The organism is Corynebacterium tuscaniense (genome assembly GCF_008693065.1).
GTDB classification, from domain to species: Bacteria; Actinomycetota; Actinomycetes; order Mycobacteriales; family Mycobacteriaceae; genus Corynebacterium; species Corynebacterium tuscaniense.
In genome coordinates this window covers 1-26,471 of the sequence record NZ_VXKH01000025.1, presented here as the reverse complement: position 1 = coordinate 26,471, position 26,471 = coordinate 1, and the positions used below count along the sequence as shown (strand labels likewise).

The 26,471-nt window shown below is 60.5% G+C and carries 19 protein-coding genes; 10 read left to right on the top strand and 9 right to left on the bottom strand.

Features of this window, described 5'->3' with window-relative positions; genetic code table 11:
• A partial coding sequence (locus F4V54_RS06180; protein WP_346265114.1) for a sensor histidine kinase occupies positions 1–329 on the top strand: 329 nt, incomplete at its 5' end.
• Positions 329–928 carry a response regulator gene (locus F4V54_RS06175; RefSeq protein WP_150386596.1) on the top strand — a complete coding sequence of 200 codons (600 nt, stop codon included), beginning with the start codon at positions 329–331 and terminating at the stop codon, positions 926–928. The genes F4V54_RS06180 and F4V54_RS06175, both read left to right, overlap by 1 nt.
• Here the strand turns inward: F4V54_RS06175 and F4V54_RS06170 are convergent.
• The 5 genes from F4V54_RS06170 to upp all read right to left on the bottom strand — a co-directional run bounded on the left by F4V54_RS06170 (position 921) and on the right by upp (position 8,345).
• A complete protein-coding gene (locus tag F4V54_RS06170) occupies positions 921–4,364 on the bottom strand; it encodes a pyruvate carboxylase (protein WP_150386595.1) in 3,444 nt (1,147 codons plus the stop codon). The two genes, F4V54_RS06175 and F4V54_RS06170, sit on opposite strands and share 8 nt — an antisense overlap.
• A 24-nt stretch (positions 4,365–4,388) precedes the next feature.
• Complete coding sequence (locus tag F4V54_RS06165) at positions 4,389–5,795, bottom strand: NAD(P)H-quinone dehydrogenase (RefSeq protein WP_150386594.1); 1,407 nt, start codon at positions 5,793–5,795, stop codon at positions 4,389–4,391.
• A gap of 124 nt (positions 5,796–5,919) precedes the next feature.
• Complete coding sequence (locus tag F4V54_RS06160) at positions 5,920–7,110, bottom strand: amidohydrolase (RefSeq protein WP_150386593.1); 1,191 nt, start codon at positions 7,108–7,110, stop codon at positions 5,920–5,922.
• 111 nt (positions 7,111–7,221) lie between these two features.
• Positions 7,222–7,611 (bottom strand): helix-turn-helix domain-containing protein, encoded by a 390-nt coding sequence (locus F4V54_RS06155; protein ID WP_150386592.1) that lies wholly within the window; start codon positions 7,609–7,611, stop codon positions 7,222–7,224.
• 98 nt (positions 7,612–7,709) lie between these two features.
• Complete coding sequence (gene upp / locus F4V54_RS06150; RefSeq protein WP_150386591.1) at positions 7,710–8,345, bottom strand: uracil phosphoribosyltransferase; 636 nt, start codon at positions 8,343–8,345, stop codon at positions 7,710–7,712.
• Positions 8,346–8,416: 71 nt separating this feature from the next.
• On the opposite strand from upp, the gene F4V54_RS06145 reads away from it, so the two are divergent.
• From F4V54_RS06145 to F4V54_RS06135, 3 genes are read left to right on the top strand one after another with little or no spacing between them, the layout of a single operon-like run.
• Entirely contained in the window at positions 8,417–8,713 is a 297-nt protein-coding gene (locus F4V54_RS06145) for a hypothetical protein (RefSeq protein ID WP_150386590.1), read from the top strand.
• Positions 8,710–9,639, top strand: coding sequence for a C40 family peptidase (locus F4V54_RS06140; protein ID WP_150386589.1), 930 nt, complete (start codon positions 8,710–8,712; stop codon positions 9,637–9,639). The genes F4V54_RS06145 and F4V54_RS06140 overlap by 4 nt, the downstream gene beginning before the upstream one ends.
• A 39-nt stretch (positions 9,640–9,678) precedes the next feature.
• Positions 9,679–10,917 carry a hypothetical protein gene (locus F4V54_RS06135; protein ID WP_150386588.1) on the top strand — a complete coding sequence of 413 codons (1,239 nt, stop codon included), beginning with the start codon at positions 9,679–9,681 and terminating at the stop codon, positions 10,915–10,917.
• Positions 10,918–10,948: 31 nt separating this feature from the next.
• On the opposite strand, the gene F4V54_RS06130 is transcribed toward F4V54_RS06135, so the two are convergent.
• Entirely contained in the window at positions 10,949–11,707 is a 759-nt protein-coding gene (locus tag F4V54_RS06130) for a VIT1/CCC1 transporter family protein (RefSeq protein ID WP_150386587.1), read from the bottom strand.
• A 146-nt stretch (positions 11,708–11,853) separates the two neighbouring features.
• Between F4V54_RS06130 and F4V54_RS06125 the strand changes: the two genes are divergently transcribed.
• Complete coding sequence (locus tag F4V54_RS06125; protein ID WP_150386586.1) at positions 11,854–13,161, top strand: D-alanyl-D-alanine carboxypeptidase family protein; 1,308 nt, start codon at positions 11,854–11,856, stop codon at positions 13,159–13,161.
• Here F4V54_RS06125 and F4V54_RS06120 read toward each other — a convergent pair.
• Positions 13,112–14,200: a YhjD/YihY/BrkB family envelope integrity protein gene (locus F4V54_RS06120; RefSeq protein WP_150386585.1), complete on the bottom strand. Its 1,089-nt coding sequence runs from the start codon at positions 14,198–14,200 to the stop codon at positions 13,112–13,114. The two genes, F4V54_RS06125 and F4V54_RS06120, sit on opposite strands and share 50 nt — an antisense overlap.
• Before the next feature lie 48 nt (positions 14,201–14,248).
• Positions 14,249–15,256, bottom strand: coding sequence for a tryptophan--tRNA ligase (gene trpS / locus F4V54_RS06115; protein WP_034664913.1), 1,008 nt, complete (start codon positions 15,254–15,256; stop codon positions 14,249–14,251).
• 93 nt (positions 15,257–15,349) lie between these two features.
• Here trpS and F4V54_RS06110 point away from each other — a divergent pair, with 93 nt between their 5' ends.
• Together F4V54_RS06110 and F4V54_RS06105 are read left to right on the top strand one after the other, a co-directional pair.
• Positions 15,350–15,745 (top strand): hypothetical protein, encoded by a 396-nt coding sequence (locus F4V54_RS06110; RefSeq protein ID WP_150386584.1) that lies wholly within the window; start codon positions 15,350–15,352, stop codon positions 15,743–15,745.
• A 56-nt stretch (positions 15,746–15,801) separates the two neighbouring features.
• Positions 15,802–15,969 carry an RNA helicase gene (locus F4V54_RS06105; RefSeq protein ID WP_170253115.1) on the top strand — a complete coding sequence of 56 codons (168 nt, stop codon included), beginning with the start codon at positions 15,802–15,804 and terminating at the stop codon, positions 15,967–15,969.
• A gap of 19 nt (positions 15,970–15,988) precedes the next feature.
• On the opposite strand, the gene acpS is transcribed toward F4V54_RS06105, so the two are convergent.
• Positions 15,989–16,372 (bottom strand): holo-ACP synthase AcpS, encoded by a 384-nt coding sequence (gene acpS, locus F4V54_RS06100; protein ID WP_034664917.1) that lies wholly within the window; start codon positions 16,370–16,372, stop codon positions 15,989–15,991.
• A gap of 101 nt (positions 16,373–16,473) precedes the next feature.
• Between acpS and F4V54_RS06095 the strand changes: the two genes are divergently transcribed.
• Both F4V54_RS06095 and F4V54_RS06090 read left to right on the top strand, forming a co-directional pair.
• Positions 16,474–18,120, top strand: a complete 1,647-nt coding sequence (locus F4V54_RS06095) for an acyl-CoA carboxylase subunit beta (RefSeq protein WP_150386583.1) — start codon at positions 16,474–16,476, stop codon at positions 18,118–18,120.
• Between the two features lie 65 nt (positions 18,121–18,185).
• Positions 18,186–26,471, top strand: an 8,286-nt coding sequence (locus tag F4V54_RS06090; protein WP_150386582.1) for a fatty acid synthase subunit beta domain-containing protein, incomplete at its 3' end; no start/stop codon positions are given.

Here is a 26,471-nt window from a genome sequence, read left to right as displayed (position 1 = left end):
AGGAACGCCGCCAGAAGGCGCTGGGTGAGCCGCTGGAGGTGCGTGTTCAGGTGGTGGATCTGCCGGAGCCGGCCGCGTCGGTAGCTGAGCGGGTTGTGAGGGAGGCGCTCAGCAACGTGGTGCGTCACGCGGGGGCGAGCTTGGCGGTGGTCACCGTGGATAAGCTGGGAACCCAGGCCACGGTCGACATCTACGACAATGGCCGTGGCATCACCGGGCCGTTCGGCTACGGGTTGCAGGGCCTTCAGGCACGCGTCGCGGAGGCCGGTGGCGAGCTCACGGTCGAAGGAAATGTTCTCGCCGCGACCCTTCCCATCAAGGAGAACTAATGCTCAACGTCATGCTTATCGACGACCACCCTGTCGTCCGCGCCGGCCTCCGCGCCGTCTTGAACTCCTTTGGTGACATCACCGTGGTTGCTGAAGCCGCCGATGGCGCAGCGAAAGTCCCCGAGGGCGTGGACGTGGTGGTCAGCGACATCCAGATGCCCAATGTGGATGGCATTGAGCTGACCCACCGCCTCGTCGCCGCTGATGGCCCACCGGTGCTCATCCTGACCACCTATGACACCCAGGCCGATGTCGTGGCCGCAGTGGAAGCAGGCGCCATGGGCTACCTGCTCAAAGACGCACCGGAGGATGAACTCCACGACGCCGTGGTCCGCGCCGCCCACCGCGAGCGCGCTCTCTCCCCGCAGGTAGCCAACGTCCTCGCCGAACGAGTCATGCGCCCTGACGAGGCGCTTTCCCCACGCGAGATCGAACTCCTCCGCCAGGTGCAAACCGGGGCGTCCAACAAGGAAATTGCCGCCGCCCTATTCATTTCCCAGGCCACGGTGAAAACGCACCTGATCCACATCTACTCCAAACTCGGAGTGGACAACCGCACCGCCGCAGTGGAGGTGGCACGGCAAAGGCGGATTATTTAACTACAGCAACGAGGTCGCCGCCCTCCACCTTCGTCGGCTGGCTAAACGCCACCTTCTCCACAACACCATCCACCGGTGCGGAGATGGTAGCTTCCATCTTCATCGCTTCGATGGTGGCCACCTGGTCACCGGCCTTGACCTCATCGCCTACCTTGGCCGTCACGTTGACCACACCGGCGAATGGAGCGGCAACGTGGTTCGGGTTGGAAGGATCGGCCTTCTCGGCTTCGGCGACGGTGGATTCGGCGTTCTCGTCCCGAATAGTCATTGGCCGCACCTGACCGTTGACGGTGAGGATGACCTGGCGCATGCCCTTCTCATCCGGCTCACTGACCGCATCCAGGCGGACGACGAGGGGCGACTGATTCGCATCAATGTCCCCGTAGTAGACCATGATCTCCTTGCCCTCTTCGAGGCCGTAGAAGAACGCTTTGTCCCCGAGCTGATCCGTGACGCCGTAGAGTCGGCGGTGTTCCATGAGCTCGTCGTATTGCTTGGGAAAGAGCAGCTTGTCCAAGGCAACGCGACGCACCCCTGACGCTTCATCACCATCGGCGATGAGGTCCGCCTCGAGGTCCGCCGGCACCTCGACGGTATGGTCCACCGGTGCGCGGTCTGCCAGGGCTTTCTCACGCAAGGCGGGCCATCCGCCGGGAGGGGTGCCCAATTCGCCTTGGAGGAAACCGATGACGGATTCCGGGATGTCGTACTTGCGCGGGTTAGCGGCAAATTCTTCCGGGGTGACACCTGCACCCACGAGGTAGAGGGCAAGATCCCCCACCACCTTGGAGGACGGCGTCACCTTGGTGGGGCGGCCGAGGATCTCATTGACGCCAGCGTAGTAGTCCTCCACCAGTTCGAAGCGGTCCGCCAAGCCCAAGGCCTTGGCCTGCGTACGCAGGTTGGACAGCTGTCCGCCGGGGATCTCGTGGCGGTAGACGCGGCCGGTGGGGCCAGGGATGCCGGACTCAAACGGCGCGTAGACGGCGCGGACGGCCTCCCAGTACGGCTCCATATCAGAAACCGCCTTAAGCGACAGGCCGGTATCCCGTTCCGTGTTGGCATAGGCAGCAACGAGGGCGGACATGGACGGCTGAGATGTCGTGCCCGCCAACGGCGCGGAGGCCACGTCCACCACGTCAGCGCCCGCGGCAGCAGCGGCGAAATAGGTGGCTAGCTGCCCGCCGGCGGTGTCATGGGTATGCACGTGAACGGGCAGGTCAAAGCGGGAACGCAGCGCCTCAACCAGCTTTGCGGCGGCGGCCGGACGCAGCAAACCAGCCATGTCCTTAATGGCCAGAACGTGCGCGCCGGTGTTCACGATCTCCTCGGCCAAACGCAGGTAGTAGTCCAGCGTGTACAGGTCCTCAGCCGGGTCGAGCAGGTTGCCGGAGTACGCCATGGCTACCTCGGCGACGGTGGTGCCGGTGTCCAGGACAGCGTCGATGGCGGGGCGCATCTGGGAGACATCATTGAGTGCGTCGAAAATGCGGAAGATGTCCACGCCCGACGCGGCGGCTTCCTTCACAAACGCGCGCGTGACGGACTCCGGATACGGGATGTATCCCACGGTGTTGCGGCCGCGCAGGAGCATCTGGATATTCACGTTGGGCATGGCCTCGCGCAGCGCGTCCAGCCTCATCCATGGGGACTCATGCAGGAAGCGCATGGCCACGTCATAGGTCGCGCCACCCCACGCTTCCACGGAGGTGAGCTGCGGGGTCAGATGCCCCACGTGCTTCGCGGCGGCAACCAGCGTGTTCGTGCGAATGCGGGTGGCCAGCAAGGACTGGTGCGCATCGCGGAAGGTGGTCTCCGTAACCCCCAGCGCGGTCTGGTTGCGTAGCTCCTCCGCCCATTTGACTGGCCCGAGTTCCAGCAGGTCATCGCGGGAACCACGGGGCAGTTCACCGTAGTCAAGGGCAGGGAGCTTCTTCGAGGGCTGCAGGATCGTCGGCCGCTTTCCATTCGGCTGGTTCACGGTCACATTAGCCAGATAGGTGAGGATCTTGCCGGCATCATCAGCGGCCGGTGGTGCCTCCAACAGGCCCGGATGCTCAGCAATAAAGCCGGTGTCAATGCGCTTGTGGCGGAAGTCCGGTTCGCTGAGGAGGGCGCGGAGGAAACCAATATTCGTCGATACGCCATCGACCGTAAACTCGTTGAGGGCGCGCAGGGCACGATCGACGGCGACCTGGAAATCGCGCCCGCGACACGTCATTTTGACCAGCAGCGAATCGAAATTCGGCGTGATCTCTGTGCCCACCGCGACGGAACCGTCCAAGCGCACACCCGCGCCACCCGGCGAGCGGTAACCTGTGATCGTGCCGGAATCTGGGCGGAAACCATTCGTGGGGTCCTCCGTGGTGATACGGCATTGCAAAGCCGCGCCGGACACCGTGATTTCCTCCTGGCGCACATTCAGATCCGCCAGGGTCGCCCCCGCGGCGATGTACATCTGGTTTTTCACAATGTCGATGCCGGTGACTTCCTCCGTCACCGTGTGCTCCACCTGCACGCGCGGGTTCATCTCAATGAACACGTGGTTACCGCGCTCATCCACGAGAAACTCAACGGTACCCGCGCCCTCATAGTTGATCTCTTTGCAGAAATTCACCGCGTCCTGGCAAATGCGCTGACGCTGCTCGTCGGTGATGTGCTGCGCGGGCGCGATCTCCACAACCTTCTGGTGACGGCGCTGCACGGAACAATCGCGCTCAAACAGGTGCACCACGTTGCCGTGCGAATCCGCCAGAATCTGCACCTCAATGTGCTGCGGATTGATCACCGCGCTCTCAATGTACACATCCGGGTCGCCGAGTGCCGCCTCCGCTTCGCGCGAAGCTTCCGCCGCGAGGGTTTCAAGGTCCTCTCGCTTTTCGACGAACCTCATCCCCCTTCCGCCACCCCCCGCCACGGCCTTGACAAACACGGGGAACTCAAAGTCATCAGCGAATCGTGCCAGTTCTTTCGGGTCCGCTGATGGCTCCGAATCCTTCAGGGTGGGCAACCCGGCGCGCTCGGCGGCGCGGACTGCGGCGGCCTTGTCACCCGTCAGGTCCAGAGTTTCTGGGGAAGGTCCGATGAACTTAATGCCCTCTTCGGCACAGCGGCGTGCCAGCTGCGTGCGTTCGGAGAGGAAACCGTAGCCGGGGTACACCGCATCGGCACCGGACTGTTTGGCAGCGCGGATGATTTCCTCAATGTCCAGGTACGCCTTGACGGGTTGGCCCGCCACGCCGATCTGCACGGCTTCGTCCGCGAATGGGCGGTGGAAGCAATGGCGGTCCTCCCGCGGATACACCGCGACGGTTTTCGCACCGGTTTCAAAGGCAGCGCGAAATGCGCGCACCGCGATCTCGCCACGGTTAGCAACGAGGATTTTGGAAAACGTGGGCAGGTTCTCCCTGCCAATTCCGTTAGTGGATGTAGTCATGGCAGCTCCTCGGGGAGTTCGGGATTAATTCAAGTCTGTTTTGTGCACCAAGCGGCGTGCGGCCTCGGTGATGGAACCTGACAGGGACGGGTACACGGCCATAGAGTTGGCCAACTCCTCAACAGTGAGGTTGTTGGTCACTGCGATGGTGAGGGACAAGATCAGCTCCGATGCTGTCGGCGCAACAATCACTCCACCGAGCACCTGGCCGGAGCCCTTACGGGAGAAGATCTTCACAAAACCAGAGGTCAGGGAACGCATCTTGGCGCGCGGGTTGGTGGCCAGGTCGAGTTTGATGATGTCGGCGTCATACTCACCGTTCTTTATCTGAGCCTCAGTAATACCCACCGCGGCGATCTCCGGGCGGGTGAACACAGCGTTGCCCACGGTGCGGATGCGCAGCGGCTCCACACCCTCGCCCAGCGCGTGATACATGGCAATGCGGCCCTGCATCGCAGCCACAGATGCCAGAGGCATGAGGTCCGTGCAGTCACCCGCAGCATAAATGCCGGACACGTTGGTGCGGGAGACGCGGTCCACATGAATATGACCAGACGGAGTGATGTCCACGCCTTGGGATTCGAGCATAAGCTCCTTGGTGTTCGGGATAGAACCAATGGACATCAAACAATGGGAGCCAGCGATCTCACGACCATCGCTCGTGCGCACGATCACGCCGTCGCCGGTGTTTTCCACGCTTTCAACGCGTGCGTCCTTCACCAGCGTCACATCACGGTTAGACAGGACCTGCTCCAGCACGTCTGCCGCATCCGCGTCATCGTGCGGGAGGATACGGTCGGCGGAACCAACCATGGTGACTTTCACACCAAGCTCAGCGTAAGCGGAGACGAACTCCGCACCTGTCACACCAGAGCCGACCACGACGAGGTGCTCCGGCTCCTCAATCAGGTCATACATCTGCTGCCAGTTCAGAATGCGGCGGCCATCCGGCTTCGCATCCGGCAACACACGCGGGGAAGCGCCGGTGGAAATGAGCACGATGTCACAGTCAAAGGTCTCCATCGTGCCGTCCGGCAACTCCGCCTTCACGCGGTGGGTGGTGTGACCTTCCTGGCGGGAAGCGAATCGGCCCTTGCCGTTGACCACACGCACACCGGCGCGCTCCAACTGCTGGCGGATGTCACGGGACTGTTCCGACGCCAGCGCCACAACACGGTTATTCAGCGCCGGGATGGACAAGTTCACATCCCCCAGGCCGTGCTTCAGGCCCATGGCGTCTGCACGACGAAGGTCCGTTTTCACGTTCGTGCCAGCGATGAAGCCTTTCGACGGCACCACATCACGCAGAATGCCCGAGCCACCAACGCCAAGCTGCTCAATGAGAGTGATGTCCGCACCGTACTGGCTGCCCACCAGCGCCGCCTCGTATCCTCCCGGGCCGCCGCCGATAATGACAATTTTCTTGGACACGCACGTCTCCTTACACAGCTTGCGTCAATCAGGTTTTTAAAGATTCCGTCCGCCCACTCTAGCGGTCAAGGAAAAAATGTGCGCATCATGTACCTAGCTGGCCTAGCTTGGCCAGCTAGGTCAGCTAGGTCAACGCAGCAGCCTGCGCATCCTGCATTCCCCCGAAGCGTTCCACCACGGAACCGAACAAGCGAACGCCGACGTCAATACAGCGCTCATCAATATCGATGTCCCCGCGGTGCAGGTCATACTTCTGGCCGGTACCAGACCAGCATCCCAAGCGCGCCATGGAACCCGGCACCTGCTCGAGGTACCAGGAGAAGTCCTCCCCACCACTGGACTGCGGTGCCTGAATCACCGCGTGCGGGTCAATCGCACGGGCAGCCTCCACGAGCGCGGAGGTGGCTACGTCATCGTTCATCACTGGCGGCACACCACGGATGTACGTCAACTCATGGCTACAGCCAGTCGGGGCCACAACGTCTGCCACAAGCTTTTCCATCAGTGGCTCCAACGTCCGCCACGTACCAATATCTTGGGTTCGGATCGTGCCACCGACCCGCCCGGTCTTCGGCACCGCATTTGGCGCAATGCCCGCCTCAATCTGGCCAAACACCAACACTGTGCCCGTGCGGGGATCCACACGGCGCGACAATAAGCCCGGCAACTGGGTGACCAAACTGCCCAGCGCGTACACCACATCATTAGTCAGGTGTGGGCGCGAGGTGTGCCCGCCAGGGCCATTCACAGCGATGCGCAACACATCAGCTGCTGAGGTGATCGCACCGACACGCACACCGATCTGCCCCACCCGGATTTTCGGTTCCGCATGCACCGCGTAGATGCACGCCACGCCGTCCAGGCCACCCCACTTGATTACATCCGGGGCGCCACCGTTCATGACCTCTTCAGCTGGCTGGAAGATGATGCGGATACCAAAGGGTAGATCGAGCGTAGACAACGCGCACGCCAGGGCCAGGCAGATCGTGGTGTGCACATCATGGCCACATGAATGAGACACACCAGGGACACGAGACGCGAAAGGAAGACCGGAAACCTCATCGACCCGCAACGCGTCAATGTCCGCGCGGAAAGCCAGCTTCTCATTATCTTCAGGGCCGATGTCTACGTACAGGCCTGTCTCCGGGAACAGGTGCGGCTCCAGTCCGTGGTCCCGCAGTGTCTGCGCAATGAACGCGGTGGTTTCCACCTCATGGTGCGACACTTCCGGGTTAGCGTGAAGGTGACGGCGCCACCCAATAATCTCATCGCGGTGAGCGGTAAACCACGAATCAATCTGGGCAGACAGTCCCACAGCGCACTCCCCTCTCAGGACTTTTAGGCACCAACATTAATGGGTGTGACTGTACCCCTAGACCAAGCTGTACAGTTAGTCGGGGCGCCGAGAAGGCTCCTCCGAAGAATCTCAATCCGCCGTGGAAGCGTTGAGCATCTCCGTCATCGACACTGGCTCAAAGTTTTCCCAGCAGATCTCCCCGAGTTCATTCACCGCCCCGGGCAGCAGCATTGCCGGCGGCACACGCAAAGCGTAGGCCAGGCGATACACCGTGGACAATGTGGGGTCAGAAGGACGCGCACCGGTGTGCTGGTTGCGCTCCAAGTTAGACACCACGGTGCGCGACAACCCGGCAACAGTGGCCAGGCGCATCTGGCTCAAACCGCGAAGCTCCCGGATCGCCCGGAGCCGCTCTGACATAGAAAAGCCGAGGCTGGCCCAGCGTGCGTCGCTGACCACCTCGTCGAAAGTTTCGCGCCCGCACGCATGGTCCCCGTACGGGTCAGGTGTTCCAGACATCATCCCCCCCTTAAGCGGTGCGCTCCCCAGAAGCAGCAGTAGATGGTTTCCCTTGCGAGACTAGCGCAGCTACGCAGGGGCTGTCCATTGGAAAAACACTACAAATGAATATTTCGTGGACCATACAAGCGGTCTCCCGCATCGCCGAGGCCGGGGACGATGTAGGCGTCCTCGTTCAAGGCCGGATCAATCGTGGCTGTGACAAGGCGCAATGGTGCGTCGAGTTCTGCAATCCGGTCCACGCCCTGTTGCGCACACACTACGGTGACCACGGTGATGTCATCCGCACCACGATCGGTGAGCAGCTCAATCGCGTGCACGAGGGAACCGCCGGTGGCCAGCATCGGATCAACCAGAAAGACCGGCTGTCCGGAGAGGTCCTCGGGCAGAGCTTCCAGGTACGGGACTGGCTCATGGGTCTCCTCATCGCGCGCCAACCCGATGAAGCCCACCTGGGCATCCGGGATCATGGCCAAAGATGGGTCCACCAGGCCAAGCCCGGCGCGGATGATGGGCACGATGATCGGCGGTTGCTTCAGGCGCACACCGTGTGCAGTGCCCACGGGGGTTTCACAGTCGAAGGTTTCTGTTTCCAGGTCCCGGGATGCTTCGTAGATGAGCATGGAGCCAAGGTCTGACAGGGCTGCGCGGAAGCTGGAATTGCTGGTTCGCTTGTCACGCAAGCGGGTGAGACGGGAAATTGCCAGCGGGTGTTCGATGACGGTGATCTGCATGAACACAATGCTAACCAGAAATTTTCGGTTCGGAGGGAACCGAATGGGGGGTTATGGCAGTCAAAGTAAGTATGGATACTTCATTTTCTGATCTTTTCTTCGACACAAGCACAGCCGCTGAGCACATCGCGCGTTTGCGGAGCGACGCGGACTCGACTCTTCCCATTACCCTTCCGCCATTGCCTGAGGTTGGGCCTCTTGCGGGGCTCTGCGCCGCCGTAAGCAGTGCTGTTGCATCCGTTAACGAACAAGCGTCGCTTCTGTCGAATGAGGCACATCGCACCGCCTCCAACATGGAGATCTTCACTGCGGGAGCTGTGCGTGTGGATAGCTCCTCGGCGCGCGCCTTTGAGGGGGTGCAGCCATGATCCCCCTGCCCATCGACATCGGATCTGTCGTCACCGCCGTCGCACAGGCTGTACCTCCGATGTTGCCTCAGGTCGACATTCCTTCATCGCCTGATTTCGCGTCGGCTGTGCCCCTTGCTGCCATCGTTGGTGCCGATCCCAATCGTTTGCTTCGCGCAGCACAATCGCTTTTCGACGACCGAGCGGCCATCACCAACATTCTCGACGACGCCACTCCCCTCATCCAGGCTGCTGGCGTGGACATCCTGGACATTGGCCAACGCTTCCTGGCCCAGGCCGCACCGCTGGTACCCGGCTTGTTTACCGGCCTCGGCGCGGTGGGCGTGATGACACGGCTGGTGGACCTGGCCACTGAAGCCTTCACCGCCGTCGCGGAGCGCTTAAACCAACTGGAAAATGAACTCCAGCCGCTCGTTTCACGCCTCGAAGGTCTGGTCACAGCCGCCGCTGCTCGTGAGCAGCTCGTTGCCACACCCGCCAATTACGCCGCCGAAACCGAACTCCGGCAGCTGGCGGGAATGGAGCAGGAGGAGGTGGTGGAGGAAGGGGCCCCGGAGGACGTCGATACGCAAGAAGGTGACAACGCCGTGGGACGCGCAGCCGTGGAAGCCGCGAAAGCCCAACTAGGCACCCCCTATGTGTGGGGAGGCAGCGCACTCGGCGGATTCGACTGCTCCGGGCTGACCTCATGGGCCTACAAACAAGCGGGCGTGGACATCCCGCGCACCGCAGAAAACCAAGCTGTTGGGCGGCAAGTGAGCTACGAGGAACTCCAACCCGGTGACCTTGTGGTATGGACCGGACACGTTGCCATGTACGCCGGCGACGGGCAAATGATCGAGGCCGGCTCACCCGTGCAGATGAGCTCCGTGCGCACTGACAATATCGGCATGCCCTTCAAAGGCTTCTGGCGACCAACGGGGTAGCGCGCGAAACGGTCTCCGCATTGAGTAATGTGACAGGGCATGAGTACGCGCGCGATTCTCCCTGTGAAAATCTCCTTGACTGAGGGTGATTTCTATACCCTCTGGGCCCCCACCTGGCGCCAAGGTGGCACAGAATGGCAAGCCTTCCTCGGTGACAAGGATGACGTCCTGGTGTTCAACAGCCCCGAGGCCCTGCTTGTCTACCTCGAGGACAACACCGACCACGACCTCACCGATCACCCCAAATGGCCCGCATTCCAGTCTGGCGGGGATGACCGAGTCGTGCCCGAAGAGAAGAACACCTACGACATCATCGGCCTGTCGTCCTACCTCGCCGGACGCCCCAGCCACGAAAATGTCTCCGCCGTCGCACGCGGCTTCCAGCTGGCCCGTTCCCTTGCGGAAGTTGCTGGGGCTAGCGACGCGCAGATCTTCTTCGCTTCCCACTCCATCCTGGGCAACATCAACCGCGGCTACGAGCACTACTCCGGCGACAACGGGCTGTCTGAATGGTCCGGCGTCGGCCGCACCGTGCTGGCCAACTGGGAAACAGTGGTCCACTCCCTCGACGAGGCCGTACGAGTCGTGGATGACTCCGAGCTGGACCCTAAGCGCATCAGCGCCGCTGCGGACTCCATCGCCACTGCAACCACCGCGCGCGAAGAAGCCCGCGCCGCCGCCGAAAAAGACGCCGAAGCCGCCCGCGATGCCGCCGACCCCTACGACATCTCCGCCTGGGCCGAAGCTGGCATCGACCCCGTGAAAATCACCGTCCAAGGCAAAGGCGTGTACACCATGCGCACCTACGTCGATGGCGCCCCCATCTTCCTGGGCAAGTACGGGGAGATTTTCACCTTCCCCACCGCCAAGCACATGGCTCGCTGGATTGTTGACAATGACGACCATGACCTTGCATCCGTGTCCACCTGGCCCGACATCATGAACCTAGCCAACTCCGGCGAACTCGACGTCACCGTCCACCCGGACAACTCCTACTCCTTCAACGGCATCGCCGCTGACATCGACAAAGGCGTTGACGCCGTGGACACTAAACAGATGGCCAAGGCCTACGAACTCATGGCCGACGCCGCCGACTGGGCCAACGATGACTCGCTCAACTCCTTCCTCCTAGCCAACCCTCGTATGCAGGACTACCTCGCCTACATGCTCGGCTCCACCGAAGCCGCCGGATACGTGCCCTCCGCCCCTTTCACCGACAAAGCCGAGGGATGGAAGAGCCTCGAGGAGATCCTGGTGAAGCGCTTCTCCAAGTTCTAGGTGGTTTGGGGGTTCGTTGCGGGGATGACTCTTAAGCCATCCCGGTGCCCAGCAAAGTACCCACCAAGTAGGTGACTGCCAGCGCCAGACCACCACCGACGACCAGCCTGACCACGGCTCGCACCGGCTTTGCTCCGCCGAGCTTGGCAGAAATCGCACCGGTGACAGCCAGTGCGATGAGCGTAATCAGCACTGTGACCACCACGCGAAGCACTTCCGGGGCGAGGAGCACAGCTGCCAGTGGCAGCAGCGCGCCCAGGAAGAAGGAGATGAAGGAGGCGATCGCGGCGGACCACGGGTTGACCAGATCTTTCTGGTCGATGCCGTAGTGAACTTCCAGATGAGCTCCGAGCGGGTCGGTCTTCGTGCGTTCACGGGCAACAGCGATAGCGGTTTGATCACTCAGGCCCGAGTTCTTGTAGGCCTGCACGAGGTGCTTGAACTCTGCGTCGGGATCGGCGTCGTGCAGTCCGCGTTCGTTTTCAATCGCGGCTTCCTCCGCATCACGCTGTGAGGAGACAGAAACATACTCACCCAGTGCCATGGACACGGCGCCACCCACAAGAGCAGCAACACCAGCGGTAGCGATCTCACGCATCGAGGACGTTGCGCCGGCCACACCCACCACCACCGCAGCAGTGGAAACAATGCCGTCGTTCGCACCAAGCACAGCGGCGCGCAAACGGTTGAGTTTTTCACTCATGCCGTGGATTTCTACTTCGACTTCCGGCGAGTTTTCAGGCGCCACGACACTGACCGAGCTTGGGTTCTGGGGTTTCTTTTCGCTCATGGCTCAATGTTTACCCCGCCCCAATTCAACCCCGCAAGCAAGGTAATACTAACTAACTGCAGGTCAGGGACGATTTTGAGGCGAGGCTTAGCTATCTGGGCGCGCCGCAAAGGAGCACTGTAAACGAGGCCTAAACTGGATCCACCATGTTTTCCTGTGACGTCCCCACCGGCCGGGCCAAGACCCGTCACAGGGCATGCGTGCAAACCGCCGCCATTGCCGCGCTCCTCCCTGGACTCCTCGCTGTACCTGTTGCCTTCGCAGACCCGGGCAGCGCCGAGGGCACCACCGACGCCCTCAACGCCACTGACACCGTGATCACACCACCGCCGCGCGAGCACGCCCCGAACACGGACAGGTGCCCGCAAGCGACGTGGCCGCCGGAGCCGGTGAGTACGTCGGAACGCGTTGCGCCGGGTTTGCCGACGCCGCCACCGCTGCCGGTGGTCTATGACGGGCCGTGTGGTGTCATTGCGCCACCTGGTTTCACGGTCAATGATGATGTGTTGGCCACAGCGTGGTTGGTAGCGGACATCGATACGGGGGATGTTATTGCGATGAAAGATCCGCATGGGAGGTACCGTCCAGCGTCGATAATTAAGGTGCTGCTGGCGCTGGTGGTTATTGAGGAGTTGCCGCTGGATAAGAAGGTGACGGTCAGTGAGGAATCAGCTGGCCAGGAGGGCTCCGCGGTGGGCTTGGGCGGCGGTGGGGAGTACACCGTCGATGATCTCCTGCACGGTCTGCTCATGGTGTCTGGCAATGATGCGGCGCATGCGCTTGCGCAGGCTCTGGGCGGGGATGAAAAGACCCTGGAGAAGGTCAACGCGAAAGCCGCTGAGCTGGGCATGAAAGACACGCGCGTGGCCAGCTATTCAGGCCTGGACGCGCCGGGGATGTCCACCTCCGCGTGGGATATGGGCCTGGCATATCGCGCGGCGTATGCAAACCCGGTGTTCACCCGGATCATTTCCACGGAGTCTTACCCTTTCCCGGGTTACACCACGAGGGAGGGCACGGTCTACGAAGGCTTTGATGTTTACAACGACAACATGCTTTACCTCAATGATCCGGATGGCATCGGCGGTAAAACGGGATTCACGGACGATGCGAAGCACACGTTCGTCGGGGCGCTAAACCGCGACGGACGCCGCATCATGGCCATCGTGTTGGATACAACCGTCGATCGCGCCCGCGCATGGGAGCAGACTCAACAGCTCATTCATGAGGGGTATACGGTCCCACGTTCACAAGCGGTCGCATCGCTTATCGACGCCGCCGCTTCCCCCTCAACTGACGCCACCCCAAACGATAATCCCACCTCAGCCGACGGTAGGTCGCTGCCGTGGGAAGGCATCGCGGTCTTTGCCACGGTGATCGCCCTGGCGGGCGTGGGTACGTGGCTTAACGCCGCGTCAAAAGTGAAAGTGCAGCAACGCCAGCAGCACCAATAGCCGCACCGACACCGATGTTGCGGCCAGTGTTGTCCGGCTGGGCAGCAGCGGCACGAATGTTGATCACAGCTGGTTCCGGAATCTTCGGCTCCTCCAGTGCCAGGGATTCCTCGGTGGTTGCGGTCCATGCAGACACGTAAAGCACCACGCGCCAGACAAGGTAGAGTACGACCATCAGGGAGATGATCGGGCCGAAGATCGCGCCAGCCGGGTTGCCCGTTGCGGAGCCGACGATGACGGTAGAGAACTGCTTAATCAGCTCAAAGATCACGGCACCCAGCAGGGCACCTTTGAGGCCAGACTTCTTCGGCACCTTTGTGCGCGGCATGAACACAACCATCCACCAGAAAACCAGGAAGTTGGCTGCAATACCGGCAGCGAGAGCAACCAAGAACACCACAAACCGGGCGCCGGGGAAGGTGTCGAGGCCGAAGTGGGCCATCGCCGTCGTCGTCAAGCTGGAAGAGCCCACTGCGGTAACGCCGAAAGCAACGATGAGGAGAACCAACAAACCGATAAGCGCGACGAGGTCCGCGAGCTTCTTCGTTACGAAGTTGCCACCGCCCTCATTCGCGTCCAGCGACCACATGGCACTGATGCCGGTACGCAAGTGATTCATCCAGCCAAGGCCTGACCACAGCGTGGTCAGCAAACCAATACCGGCCACCGCACCACGCTGAGCGATCGCGGACTCCACGATCTGATTCACCATCTCACCCGTGTCACCAGAAACAGACTGCGTGATCTGATCCTGAATCTGCTCCAACAAATCAGGACGCGCAGCCAACACAAAACCCATTGCCGCGAACAGCAACATGGTCAGCGGGAAAATCGACAGTACTGAGAAGTACGTAATACCGGCAGCGAACTGGTTGCCGCCTTGCGCACCAAACCGATCATTCATGCGCATGAGGTGAGCGATCGGAGGCGCTTTCTCCTTCACCTCGGCCACAACCCCCTCATCTTCCTGGCTCGGGTGGGCACGCTCAATACCCTGCTCGTCCGTAAAACCCTTACGGGGTGACGTGGATGTAGCCATGTGGTGGCGGTCCTTTCTAAATAGGTGTTCGCCCCACTTTAACGGCGTTTAGCGTTTCGGCGCGTAAAAGCCGACCTTCTCATACACATCAGCCAACAATGGATTAGCCAATTCACGTGCACGCTCCGCACCGCGAGACAGAATGTTTTCCAGTTCAGCGCGGTCCGCAATCAGTTCGTCGTAGCGCGCGCGAAGCGGCGTCGTAAATGCTTCAAGCGCATCAGCCGTATCGCCCTTGAGCGCCCCGTAGCCCTGGCCCTCATACTTCTGCACGAGCGCATCGATCGCCTCGCCGGTGAGCGCCGACTGGATGGCCAGCAAGTTGGACACGCCGGGCTTATTCTCACGATCGAAAGCGACAACGCCGTCATTGTCCGTCACCGCGGACTTGATGCGCTTCGCCGAGGTCTTCGGATCGTCGAGCAGGTTGATCAAACCCTTCGGGTTCGCACCCGACTTACTCATCTTTGCCGTCGGCTCCTGCAGGTCATAGATCTTCGCCGAGCCCTCCGGAATGAACCCTTCCGGCACCACGAACGTCTTGCCAAAGCGCGCGTTGAAACGCTCTGCCAACGTGCGGGTGAGCTCCAAGTGCTGGCGCTGATCCTCCCCCACCGGCACGAGCTGCGGCGAGTACAGCAAAATATCCGCCGCCATGAGCATCGGGTACGTGAACAGACCCACCGAAGTCCTGTCCTGCCCCTGCTTCGCCGACTTATCCTTAAACTGCGTCATCCGGCTGGCCTCACCAAAGCCCGTCAGACACTGCAGCACCCACGTCAACTCCGCATGCGCCGGGACGTGCGACTGCACAAACAACGTGGACTTATCCGGATCAATCCCCAACGCAATGAGCTGTGCGACGCCTTTCAGCGTCCGCTCACGTAACTCCTCCGGATCCTGATCCACCGTGATCGCGTGCAAATCCGGAATGAAATAGAACGCCTCATAGTCATCCTGCAGGTCAATCCACTGCTTCAGGGCACCCAGGTAGTTACCCAAATGATACGAGTCGGCGGTCGGCTGGATTCCAGAAAGAACACGCTGTTTAGACATAGTGGCCAGTGTATCCCCCGGCCGTGACCGGGCGCACACTAAGATTGGGTCCAAAATCTTTTACGCCTATGGGATGACACATCGGGGGAAGCAGTGGGCAGCTGGAAAGAAATAGTGCCGTGGGTTATTACCGGCGTAGCAGTCTTCACATCCATTGGTTTCGCAATAGCTTTGGCAACCAGCACACCTGATGGTGCGAAAACCACGCTTGATTTCATTGCGCGCCTATTCGGTCCGGTCTGTGCAGCGGGTATAGCATGGGCCGGAGTTGATCACACGGTTCGAAATAGCCGTAAGCAAGACCAATCCAAAGAATGGTACGCCAATCTACGTTGGGCAGCTGACTTGTGCAAAGACAACAATCAAACGGAAATACAAATTGGCGTGGCAGTTTTAGATTCTCTAGATGGTCTGCCCTTCTTGCGAACAGAGAAGCAAAAGCTTATCGATGCACTCCTGGAAACCGTGGTGGATTCTTCGACGGAATAAGATAACATAGACAACACAATCACCAGCGAAATTGCAGACAAAAAGGAGGCGAGATGATGGAAACCGCTACAAACAAATCCCCACGTGAAGCAGCCCCGGCTTCAACCAAGATCAATAAAGGTCAAGTGGCCGCCGCGAAACTCATTATGAAACGTGACCGTGAGGGCAAGGGCAATGTGAAGATCACGCAGCGCATACGAGATCTCGCCGCAATCGAGCTTTAGCCTGATTCCCCTTGTCGGCCTACTCTGCCACAACGAGAACCGTTGCCATGGCGTAATCGCCGTCGTGACTCAATGACACACTGGCAACTGGCACGCCCAACGCGGCTACGTCCCCATGCAATTCAAGCGTGGGGCGCCCAAAAGCATCCTGCACTACTTCTATTTCTGCGAAGTTCAGTTCTGCCGGGTCGATGATTGGCGGTGCGCCATAGAGTTTTTGGGACCACGCTTTGATGTAGGCCTCTTTCGCGGCCCACCGCGCCGCAAGCGACGCTGCGCGGTCAGCCTTCGGGGCACATGCGCGCCATTCGCGGTCCGTGAATACGCGAAGAAATGTGGATCCTTCCTGGTCAAGCTGCGAAGCAAAGGACGGGACGTGGACAACATCTGTCCCGATAAACATTCCTGTACACATGGTTCCAACCTAAACCCCTTTACCGCTTTCCCCCTGTGAATCTTGGGGGCAATTCGTGACTTTCGGCTCAATAGGTTTACTATGCCTATATGTCTGATAGTTTCGATGGCGAAACTAGTTCGCCTTTTTCTTCCCCTCCCCTAACTACGTCGCAAAAGAATGAAGACTTATTACGGCGTCGCACCGAAGCTGCGGAACCGGTTGGCGCTGAACCGCTCAACAAGGTGCGCGCTGCGGGTCGACTTACTGCACGCGAGCGCCTTGATTACCTCCTCGATGAGGACTCATTTGTTGAAACTGATCAATTCGCACGCCACCGCACCCATGATTTTGGGATGCAGTCCAAGCGCCCGGTCACCGACGGCATCGTCACTGGATCGGGCACGATAGACGGCCGGGAAGTGTGTGTTTTCTCCCAGGACGGCACTGTTTTCGGTGGCGCACTGGGTGAGGTGTACGGCGAGAAGATGACCAAAATTCAGCAACTCGCCGTCACAACCGGGCGCCCGCTCATCGGCTTGTACGAGGGCGCGGGTGCACGCATCCAAGATGGCGTTGTCTCTCTGGATTGGATCGCGCAGACCTTTCGCCACAACATCGAGGCATCCGGTGTGGTGCCACAGATCTCCGTCATCATGGGCGCATGCGCTGGTGGCAATGCCTACTCCCCGGCATTGACGGATTTCGTGGTCATGGTCGATGAAAGTTCGAAGATGTTTGTCACCGGACCGGATGTAATCAAAACCGTCACCAGCGAAGAGATCAGCCAAGAAGAACTCGGTGGCGCCTGGATCCACATGCAGCAGGCCGGTAACTGCCATTACGTTGCAGACAATGACCAGGACGCCCTGGACTGGGTGGCCGAGCTTTTGGAATATCTGCCGTCCAACAACCGCCAGCGCACCGCTGTCCCACACCCTTTCGGCCATCATCCCGGCACCCCGGCGGAGGCGGACGAGGAGGCGTGCGCGGAACTCGATTCGCTCATTCCCAATTCCGCCAACTCACCGTATGAGGTGCGTGAGGTCATCGCGTGTGTCGCCGATGACGGCGAGTACTTGGAAGTCATGGAACAGCGCGCCGAAAACGTGGTCACTGCTTTTGGTCGTGTGGAAGGCCAAGCCGTGGGTTTTGTAGCTAACCAGCCCATGGTGTTAGCAGGCTGTTTGGATATTGATTCCGCCGAGAAGGCCGCGCGTTTCATCCGAACCTGCGATAGCTTCAATATCCCCATTGTCATGCTGGTGGATGTTCCGGGGTTCTTGCCCGGTTCTGCCCAAGAGCATGACGGCATTCTGCGCCGCGGGGCGAAACTCTTGTACGCATACGGCGAGGCCAGCGTGCCGAAGATCACTGTGACCATGCGCAAGGCATACGGGGGCGCGTATTGCGTGATGGGTTCGAAGGGTTTGGGCGCAGATGTGAACCTGGCATGGCCGACCGCACAGATCGCAGTGATGGGCGCTGCGGGTGCTGTGGGTTTTATCAACCGCAAGGACATCGCCGCAGCCAAAGAATCTGGGATGAGCGAGGAAGATCTGGCACAGCTCGTCGCAGGTTTCGAGCGCGAGTACGAGGACACGGTACTCAACCCATATAGAGCTGCGGAACGTGGCCTGGTGGATTCCGTGATTTTGCCCCGCGAAACTCGCACCGCCATTGCAGCGAACCTGCGCCTGTTCAAGGACAAAGTTGTCGCCCGACCGATGCGTAAGCACGGCAATATCCCGCTCTAATACCCAATTTTTGTTTCCAGATATTGTTTCCAGCCACTATTTCTAGACCTTTGAAGGAAAACATCATGATTATTGCCCCGATTCAGGCTCTCACCACTCCTGCACTGATCTTCCCCGGTCAAGGCAGCGCATGGCAGCAGGCTTTGTTTGATGCGGGGGTTACCTCTCCTGCTGCTCGTGAGCGGATGGAAAAACTGCTTGACAGTGCCGCATCAATCACGGGCCCTGTCGCGCGCCCCTTGGCATCCGTCGTGCCGGGAGTAGCACAGCGGATCCGGGACGCACTGAACAATGAGCCGCATGTCGCACCAGTTGATGCGTTTCCGGCTGTGAGCGTGCCGGCAATTCTGCTCGCGCAGATCGCTGCAGCTGAGCACCTCGCGGAGCTTGGCCTGGATCTGAACAACGTCCACTTCGGTGGGCATTCACAAGGTGTACTTGGCGCAGTAGCAATGGACCCTGAAGGCGACGGGCAGACTGTGGAGAACGCTCTTGCTTTTGCTTTCATCCTGGGTGCTGCCGCGACGAATGATTACGGTGCGACGGATGCACGCAGCCGTATGCTGTCGGTGCGTGGTCTCACGGTTGATCAGATCAATGACTTTGTGCCGGAGGATTCAGGCGCGGTGTTAAGCGTGATCAATGAGCGCCGTCACGTGGTGCTCTCCGGCACGCCGGAGGCGTTGGAGCGTGCGCAAAGTGCGATCGAGTCGCAGGCAAGTGATTACAACTCCCGCCTCGAGGTTGAATTCGGCGGATCTGAAATTCAGCCAACGTTTGATTACTTGGACGTGGCCTACCCGTTCCATGTTGCAAGCAATATGGCGGCGGTGGAGCAGGCTGCGCAGTGGGCGGAAGACTGTGGCATCACGTTCGCTGGCACAACCCCGCGTGAACTTGCGCAGACCATCCTCGTGGACACGTTTGATTTCACCAGCACCGTCCGTGACCTGTTGCGTCAAGGCGCAAGCCATGTGATCTCACTTGATAAGGGCACCACAAGCATCATTTCCACGCTTGTCAGTGGCGCCGGTGTGCCGGTGATTGATGCGTCCACCCCCACCAAACGCGATGCCTTGGCGCGTCCGGGTGAAAAGCTGTCGGCTGCGGCGGATTATTCGCAATATGCCCCACGCGTGATCACGCTGCCTGACGGCAAGTCCTACACGCAGACGCGATTTTCTGCGCTGACCGGCCTATCCCCCATCATCTTGGGCGGTATGACGCCGACGTCGGCCGATGGTGAGATTGTGGCGGCTGCCGCCAACGCCGGCTACTGGGCGGAGCTTGCCGGTGGTGGCATGTACTCCGAGGAGGAGTTTGGCAAGCACAAAGACAGTCTTGTTAGCTTCCTGCAGCCGGGCCGCACCGCACAGTTCAACACCATGTTCTTCGACCGCTTCTTGTGGAACTTGCAGTTTGGGCAGACCCGCATGGTGCCCAAAGCACGCGCTGCGGGCGCACCATTTAACGGTGTGTGTATTTCCGCTGGCATCCCCGAGGTTGAGGAGGCAACAGAGCTTCTTGCGCAGCTGCACCGTGATGGTTTCCCCTACATCGCGTTTAAGCCGGGCACGACGCAGCAGGTGCGCGACGCGCTGAAGATCGCAGAAGCCAATCCAGATGATTCGGTGATCCTCATGGTCGAAGACGGCCATGCGGGTGGGCATCACTCGTGGGTTGATCTGGAAGACATGCTGCTGGAAACCTATGCGGAGATCCGCGCGCATGACAACGCGGTGCTCACCGTCGGTGGCGGCGTCTACTCTCCTGCGCGCGCTGCGGAGTTGATCACCGGTACCTGGTCGGAAAAATTCGGCCTGGCAAAGATGCCGGTAGATGGTGTCTTTGTGGGCACGGTGGCGATGGCCACGAAGGAAGCCAAAGCCACGGACTCCGTCAAGCAGCTGCTGGTGGATACTCCAGGTTTGCCGCCGGAGCACAACGGGGGTTGGGTTGGCCGCGGTCAGGGTGTTAGCGGTGTGGCGTCGTCCCAGTCGCACCTGCTGGCTGATCTGCATGACCTGGATAACTCCTTTGCCAAGGCGTCACGCCTGATCACCTCGCTGGATATTGAGGAGTATGAGGCACACCGCGATGAGATCATCGAGGCTCTGTCGAAGACGTCGAAGCCCTACTTCGGCGATGTTGAGGACATGACGTATGCGCAGTGGGTGCAGCGTTTCGTGGACCTTGCAGCGCCGTTTGTGGATAGCAGTTGGGATAAGCGTTTCATCGCGTTGATGCAGCGCATCGAAGCACGCCTCAATGAGGTTGACCATGGGGAAATCCCCACGTTGTTCCCGGAAGGGGAAGGGGTGGATCCGCAAGACGGCGTCGAAAAGCTTCTCGCTCATTATCCGCAGGCCCGCACGGTGAAAGTGTCCCCGCGCGATGCGGCGTGGTGGATTGGGTTGCACTACGCCTACCCGAAGCCGATGCCGTGGGTGCCAGCCTTGGATGGGGATTTGAAGATGTGGTTTGGCAAGGACACCTTGTGGCAAGCGCAGGATGAGCGCTACACCGCGGACCAGGTGCGCATTATTCCGGGCCCGGTGGCTGTGGCGGGCATCACGAAGAAAAATGAGCCGGTCGCGGAGCTTCTGGACAGGTTTGAGGATACGACGACGCAGTCGCTTATCGACGGTGGCGTGACCCCCCTCCCCCGTTTCTCCCGCCTGCACGATGCTGAGGATGAGGCAGCCTACCTGCGGTCCTGCCCAACGTTGGTGTGGCATGGGCACCTGATGGCCAACCCGGCGTACTCGCTGGATGAGGATGCTTTTACCCTCACGTCCGAGGTGAATGCTGCGGGTGAGCGTGAATGGACCATTCGGATTCACGCTGATTCCGCATGGGACCACCTGCCGGACGATCAGCGCCCGTTCTACGTGCGTGAGGTGACCATCCCGGTGGACATTCCAGCGGGCGCGGGCACCGGTGCTTCACCTGTTGTCTCGCGCGAACGTCTTCCGAAGAGCGTGTTTGATCTGCTTGAAGGCCTCGCTGGCGTGGGTTCCGTGTCCGAGGCAGGCGACGCAATCATTGCCATGCCGGAGCTTGAAGCGCCGTCCGAGGACGCGCCGTTTGGCCTGGCCCGGTCTTCCTTCACCCTGCCACCATCGCTGCTTGCGGCACACTCGGCAGTCACCGGCGCTGCGTTGCCGGCAAGCGGCAACGCAGGAGAAGGTGGAAACACCGGACAAGTCCTTGGCACCCCCGATGTGCTCGTCGGCCCCTGCTGGCCGGCGATTTACACCGCACTTGGCTCGGGTCAACTCGCAGATGGTTACCCGGTGATCGAGGGCCTGCTCAACGCTGTCCACTTAGATCACGTCATTGACCTGCGCGTGCCATTGGACGAACTCGCTGATGGTCGCACCATTGATGTGGAGTCCAAGTGCACATCCATCGCAGAGTCCGCTTCCGGTCGCATTGTCACTGTTGAGCTTGAGTTGACCTCTGACGGTGAAACGGTGGCCACCCAGATGCAACGCTTTGCCATTCGTGGCAGGGCCACGGGCACGGCAACGCCGGTCGCAGCACCCGAATATGGTGGCGGGAAGTCCTCGCAGTTGGTGGAGGCAACACCGCGTTCCTTCGTGGACCGTGCGGTGGTGCATGCACCGGCAGATATGACCCCGTTTGCGCTGGTGTCGGGTGACTATAACCCGATCCATACCTCCTACAACGCCTCCGCGTTGGTGAACCTGCAGGCGCCACTGGTGCACGGCATGTGGCTATCCGCAACAGCCCAGCACCTCGCTGGCCGCCACGGCAAAGTTGTCGGATGGACCTACTCCATGTTTGGAATGGTGCAGCTGAACGATGAGGTGGAAATCACAGCTGAGCGCGTGGGCCGCAAGGGTATCCACCAGGCACTCGAGGTGACGTGCCGGATTAATGGTGATGTTGTTTCACGCGGCCAAGCACTGTTGGCGCAGCCGAAGACGGCGTATGTCTACCCAGGCCAAGGCATTCAGACTGAAAGAATGGGTAAGGGTGACCGGGATGCCTTTCCCGCCGCGCGTGATGTGTGGCGCCGGGCAGATCGCCACACGCGCACTAAGCACGGTTTTTCTATCCAACGCATTGTGGATGAGAACCCGGCGCGCCTTGACGTGCGCGGGCACGAATTCAAGCACCCCGAAGGCGTGCTGCATCTGACGCAGTTCACGCAGGTAGCACTCGCTGTTGTGGCGTATGCGCAGACTGAGCGTTTGCGTGAAGGCAACGCGCTTGCTTCGGATGCTTACTATGCGGGCCACTCGCTTGGTGAGTACACGGCGCTCGCATCTTTGGGCCACATTTTCGAGCTCGAAGCTGTGATTGACATTGTGTACTCGCGTGGTTCTGCCATGGGCTCTTTGGTGCCGCGTGATGCGGAGGGTAACTCTGATTACGGCATGGGTGCGCTGCGCCCGAACATGATCGGTGTCGGTCCGGAAGAAGTCGAAGCCTACGTCGCACAGGTAGCCGAGGACACCGGTGAGTTCCTGGAGATTGTGAATTACAACATCAAGGGCCAGCAGTACTCCATCGCCGGCACGAAGCGCGGGCTTGCTGCATTGCATGAGAAAGCGAACGCCATCAATCCGCGCGCTTATGTCACGGTGCCGGGTGTGGATGTCCCCTTCCACTCCCGCGTGTTGCGCGGCGGTGTCGCCGACTTCGCAGAGAAGCTGGATGAGCTGTTGCCCGAGCTTATCGACGTTGACACGTTGGTCCACCGCTACATCCCCAACCTGGTTGCCCGCCCCTTCGAACTGACTCAAGAGTTCATCGACTCCGTGTTGGCTGAGGTTCCTTCCGAGCGTCTGCGCGGCATGACACCGGAGAACACTGACCGCAACACCTTGGCACGCACCTTGTTGATTGAGCTTTTGGCATGGCAGTTTGCTTCCCCGGTGCGCTGGATTGAAACCCAGGACTTCCTCTTGCCGCGGGTGGAGCAGATCATTGAAGTTGGTCTTGCTTCCTCCCCGACCTTGACCAACCTAGCTAAGCGTGAAATGGACGTTGTGGGCATTCATGTCCCCGTGTTCAACGTGGAATCCAGCCAGGACGTGGTCATGCTTGAAGATGTGGTGGTCGCACCCGACCCGGAAGAGGTTGCACCCGCTGAAGACGCAGCACCGGAAACCGACACCGAAACTGCTGCAGCGCCCGCACCTGCTCCTTCCGCACCAGAAACCGCACCAGCGGTACCAGTGGCAGTGGCGGCGGCCCCTGCGGGCCCCGCCGAGGAGCTAGCTTTCCACGCGGCAGACGCAATCGAAGTGCTCTTTGCACTACAGAACAAGATCCGCCCGGAGCAGATCAATGATTCTGACACGATCGAAGAGTTGACCGGTGGCGTGTCGTCGCGCCGTAACCAGCTGCTGATGGACATGTCGGCGGAGCTTGGTGTACCGGCTATTGATGGCGCGGCCGAAGCTGATGTGGCAACCCTGTACCAACGTGTTAATACCGCAGCACCGGGATATAGCCCGTTTGGCACGGTGCTATCTGAGGCAGTGGGCACGCGCCTGCGCCAATTGCTTGGCGGAGCCGGCCTGAAACTAGCCTTTGTTGAGGATCATCTTGGCTCCGCGTGGGGGCTCCCGGCCTCGTGGACTCCACACGTGGAGGCTGAGATCTTGTTGGGCAGCCGTGCGGAGGATTCTGTCCGCGGTGGTTCCCTTGCCACCCTGCCTACGGCAGCGACCAAGGCAGAGGTCAGCGCGATGGTTGACCAAGCCGTGCAGAATGTTGCTGCGCGCCACGGTGTTGCAGTGTCCCAAGCATCGCAGGCGAATGCGTCGGGCGGTGGCGTGGTGGATTCCGCGGCACTGGATGCGTACAAGGAAGAGGTCACCGACACTCTCGTGGCCACAGCCCGCACACTGTTGAACAAGCTGGGTGTGGAAGAAGAGACGGCCGAAGTCCTCGCTCCTGACACAACCATCGTGGAGACAATCGAGGCAGAACTTGGTTCCGGCTGGGTCAAGCAGGTCACCCCGGTTTTCGACGAGCGCAAGGCGGTGTTGTTCGATGACCGTTGGGCACAAGCCCGTGAAGACCTCGCGCGCGTCGCCCTTGGTCAGTCTGACCTTGAACCGGCACGTTTTGCAGGCACCGGTGACACGATTGCGCAGCAAGCGCAGTGGTATGCGGAAAACACTGGCGCACAACGCGCGGAACTGTTGCGTGACATCGCCTCCGCTGCGCAGTCTCAGGCAGACGAACCGTATGCACGCGACATTGCGCTGGTGACGGGTGCAGCACCGGGATCTATTGCTACGGCACTCGTGGAGAAGCTGCTCGCTGGTGGTGCAACGGTGATCATGACTGCGTCCAATGTGAGCCAGTCCCGCAAGGAATTTGCGCGCACTCTTTATGCCGAGCACGCCTCCGTGAGTGCCAGCCTGTGGCTCGTGGCAGCCAATCTGTCCTCCTACCGCGATATTGATGCCTTGATCGCCTGGATTGGTTCGGAACAAAAGGAGACGGTGGGCAAGGATGTGAAGATCATCAAACCTGCCATGACACCGACTCTGGCGTTCCCCTTCGCAGCACCGGCAGTATCCGGCTCCTTGGCCGATGTCGGCGGTAATGCGGAAACGCAAGCACGTTTGCTGCTGTGGTCGGTGGAGCGCACCATCGCTGGTCTGTCGGATTTGGCGCAGCGCGGTGACCACTACCCCGCAACGCGCACTCATGTTGTGTTGCCGGGTTCACCGAACCGCGGCACCTTCGGTGGTGATGGTGCCTACGGCGAGGTCAAGGCTGCATTCGATGCGATTGTGAACAAGTGGTCCGCTGAGGCCGGTTGGCCAGACGGCGTGACCTTGGCCCAAGCACGCATTGGCTGGGTCGCGGGCACGCACCTGATGGGTGGAAACGACGGGCTTATTCCAGCTGCGGAAGAAGCCGGTATTCACGTGTGGAGCCCGGAGGAAATCTCCTCGCAGCTCATGGGGCTGGCCACCCTCGAATTCCGTGAGCAGGCAAAGCACGCCCCGCTTGATCTTGATCTCACGGGCGGGCTCGCTGATGCTGGAATTTCCATTACGGAGCTGGCACGGTCGGGGCGTGATGGGGCGGCACAGGGGGCGTCGATAAGCGAAGAAGGCGCTACTGTGCGCGCTTTGCCGAATGTGGCATCCCCGCAGCAACCCTCGCCGGCGCAAGTCGCGGATGTGCAGTGCTCCCTCGAAGACATGGTGGTCATTGTCGGTGTGGGCGAGGTGTCCAGCTGGGGCTCCGGCCGTACCCGCAAGGAAGCTGAATATAGCATTGAGCGCTCAGGCGATGTGGATCTGACTGCTGCTGGCGTGCTGGAACTGGCCTGGATGATGGGGTTAATCACGTGGTCTGAAGATCCGAACCCGGGCTGGTACGACGCGGACGGTACGGAGATTGCGGAGGAAGACATCTTCAACCGCTTCCGGGCTGAGGTCGTGGCACGCTGCGGTATCCGCACACTGACGGATAAATACTTCCTCACAGACCAAGGCTCCGTGGATGTGGAGCAGGTCTACCTGGACCGCGACATCACGTTCACAGTGGCCTCGGAGGAAGAAGCGCGCGACCACGAAACCGCAGATCCGGACAAAACGGTGGTCCGCCAGTCCGATGGCGAGTGGACGGTGACACGTCTGGCTGGTGCACGTGCGTTTGTGCCGAAGAAGGCAACGCTCACGCGAACGGTAGCCGGCCAAATTCCGGATGACTTCGACCCCACCAAGTGGGGCATTCCGGCGCAAATGGTCGACGGCATGGACCGGATCGCCGCATGGAATCTTGTCACCGCTGTCGATGCCTTTATTACTGCGGGGTTCACACCAGGCGAGCTCATGCAGGCAGTGCACCCCTCCTTGGTGGCCACCACCCAAGGCACCGGTATCGGTGGCATGGAATCGCTGCACAAGGTCTTCGTCTCCCGCTTCATCGGGGAGGAGCGCCAAAGCGACATCCTGCAAGAAGCTCTGCCGAACGTGGTGGCGGCGCACACCATGCAGTCTTTGGTGGGTGGCTATGGTTCCATGATTCACCCGGTTGGCGCATGTGCGACGGCAGCGGTGAGTGTGGAAGAGGCCGTGGACAAGATCGCGCTGGGCAAGGCGGACTTTGTCATCGCCGGTGGTATTGATGATGTGCAGGTGGAGTCCCTCCAGGGCTTCGGTGACATGAACGCCACGGCAGAAACAGCCAAGATGACAGCCCAAGGCATTGATGATCGCTTCATCTCCCGCGCCAACGACCGGCGCCGCGGCGGATTCCTGGAGGCGGAAGGCGGCGGCACCTTGCTGCTGGCACGCGGTTCACTCGCGGCAGAGCTGGGCTTGCCGGTGCACGCCGTGGTGGCG

What these genes read in the sequence shown, in the direction of transcription:
- F4V54_RS06175 (WP_150386596.1), top strand. Translation starts at nt 329, where the DNA reads ATGCTCAACGTCATGCTTATCGACGACCACCCTGTCGTCCGCGCCGGC.
- F4V54_RS06170 (WP_150386595.1), bottom strand. Translation starts at nt 4,364, where the DNA reads ATGACTACATCCACTAACGGAATTGGCAGGGAGAACCTGCCCACGTTT.
- F4V54_RS06155 (WP_150386592.1), bottom strand. Translation starts at nt 7,611, where the DNA reads ATGTCTGGAACACCTGACCCGTACGGGGACCATGCGTGCGGGCGCGAA.
- upp (WP_150386591.1), bottom strand. Translation starts at nt 8,345, where the DNA reads ATGCAGATCACCGTCATCGAACACCCGCTGGCAATTTCCCGTCTCACC.
- F4V54_RS06145 (WP_150386590.1), top strand. Translation starts at nt 8,417, where the DNA reads ATGGATACTTCATTTTCTGATCTTTTCTTCGACACAAGCACAGCCGCT.
- F4V54_RS06140 (WP_150386589.1), top strand. Translation starts at nt 8,710, where the DNA reads ATGATCCCCCTGCCCATCGACATCGGATCTGTCGTCACCGCCGTCGCA.
- F4V54_RS06135 (WP_150386588.1), top strand. Translation starts at nt 9,679, where the DNA reads ATGAGTACGCGCGCGATTCTCCCTGTGAAAATCTCCTTGACTGAGGGT.
- F4V54_RS06130 (WP_150386587.1), bottom strand. Translation starts at nt 11,707, where the DNA reads ATGAGCGAAAAGAAACCCCAGAACCCAAGCTCGGTCAGTGTCGTGGCG.
- F4V54_RS06125 (WP_150386586.1), top strand. Translation starts at nt 11,854, where the DNA reads ATGTTTTCCTGTGACGTCCCCACCGGCCGGGCCAAGACCCGTCACAGG.
- F4V54_RS06120 (WP_150386585.1), bottom strand. Translation starts at nt 14,200, where the DNA reads ATGGCTACATCCACGTCACCCCGTAAGGGTTTTACGGACGAGCAGGGT.
- trpS (WP_034664913.1), bottom strand. Translation starts at nt 15,256, where the DNA reads ATGTCTAAACAGCGTGTTCTTTCTGGAATCCAGCCGACCGCCGACTCG.
- F4V54_RS06105 (WP_170253115.1), top strand. Translation starts at nt 15,802, where the DNA reads ATGGAAACCGCTACAAACAAATCCCCACGTGAAGCAGCCCCGGCTTCA.
- acpS (WP_034664917.1), bottom strand. Translation starts at nt 16,372, where the DNA reads ATGTTTATCGGGACAGATGTTGTCCACGTCCCGTCCTTTGCTTCGCAG.
- F4V54_RS06095 (WP_150386583.1), top strand. Translation starts at nt 16,474, where the DNA reads ATGTCTGATAGTTTCGATGGCGAAACTAGTTCGCCTTTTTCTTCCCCT.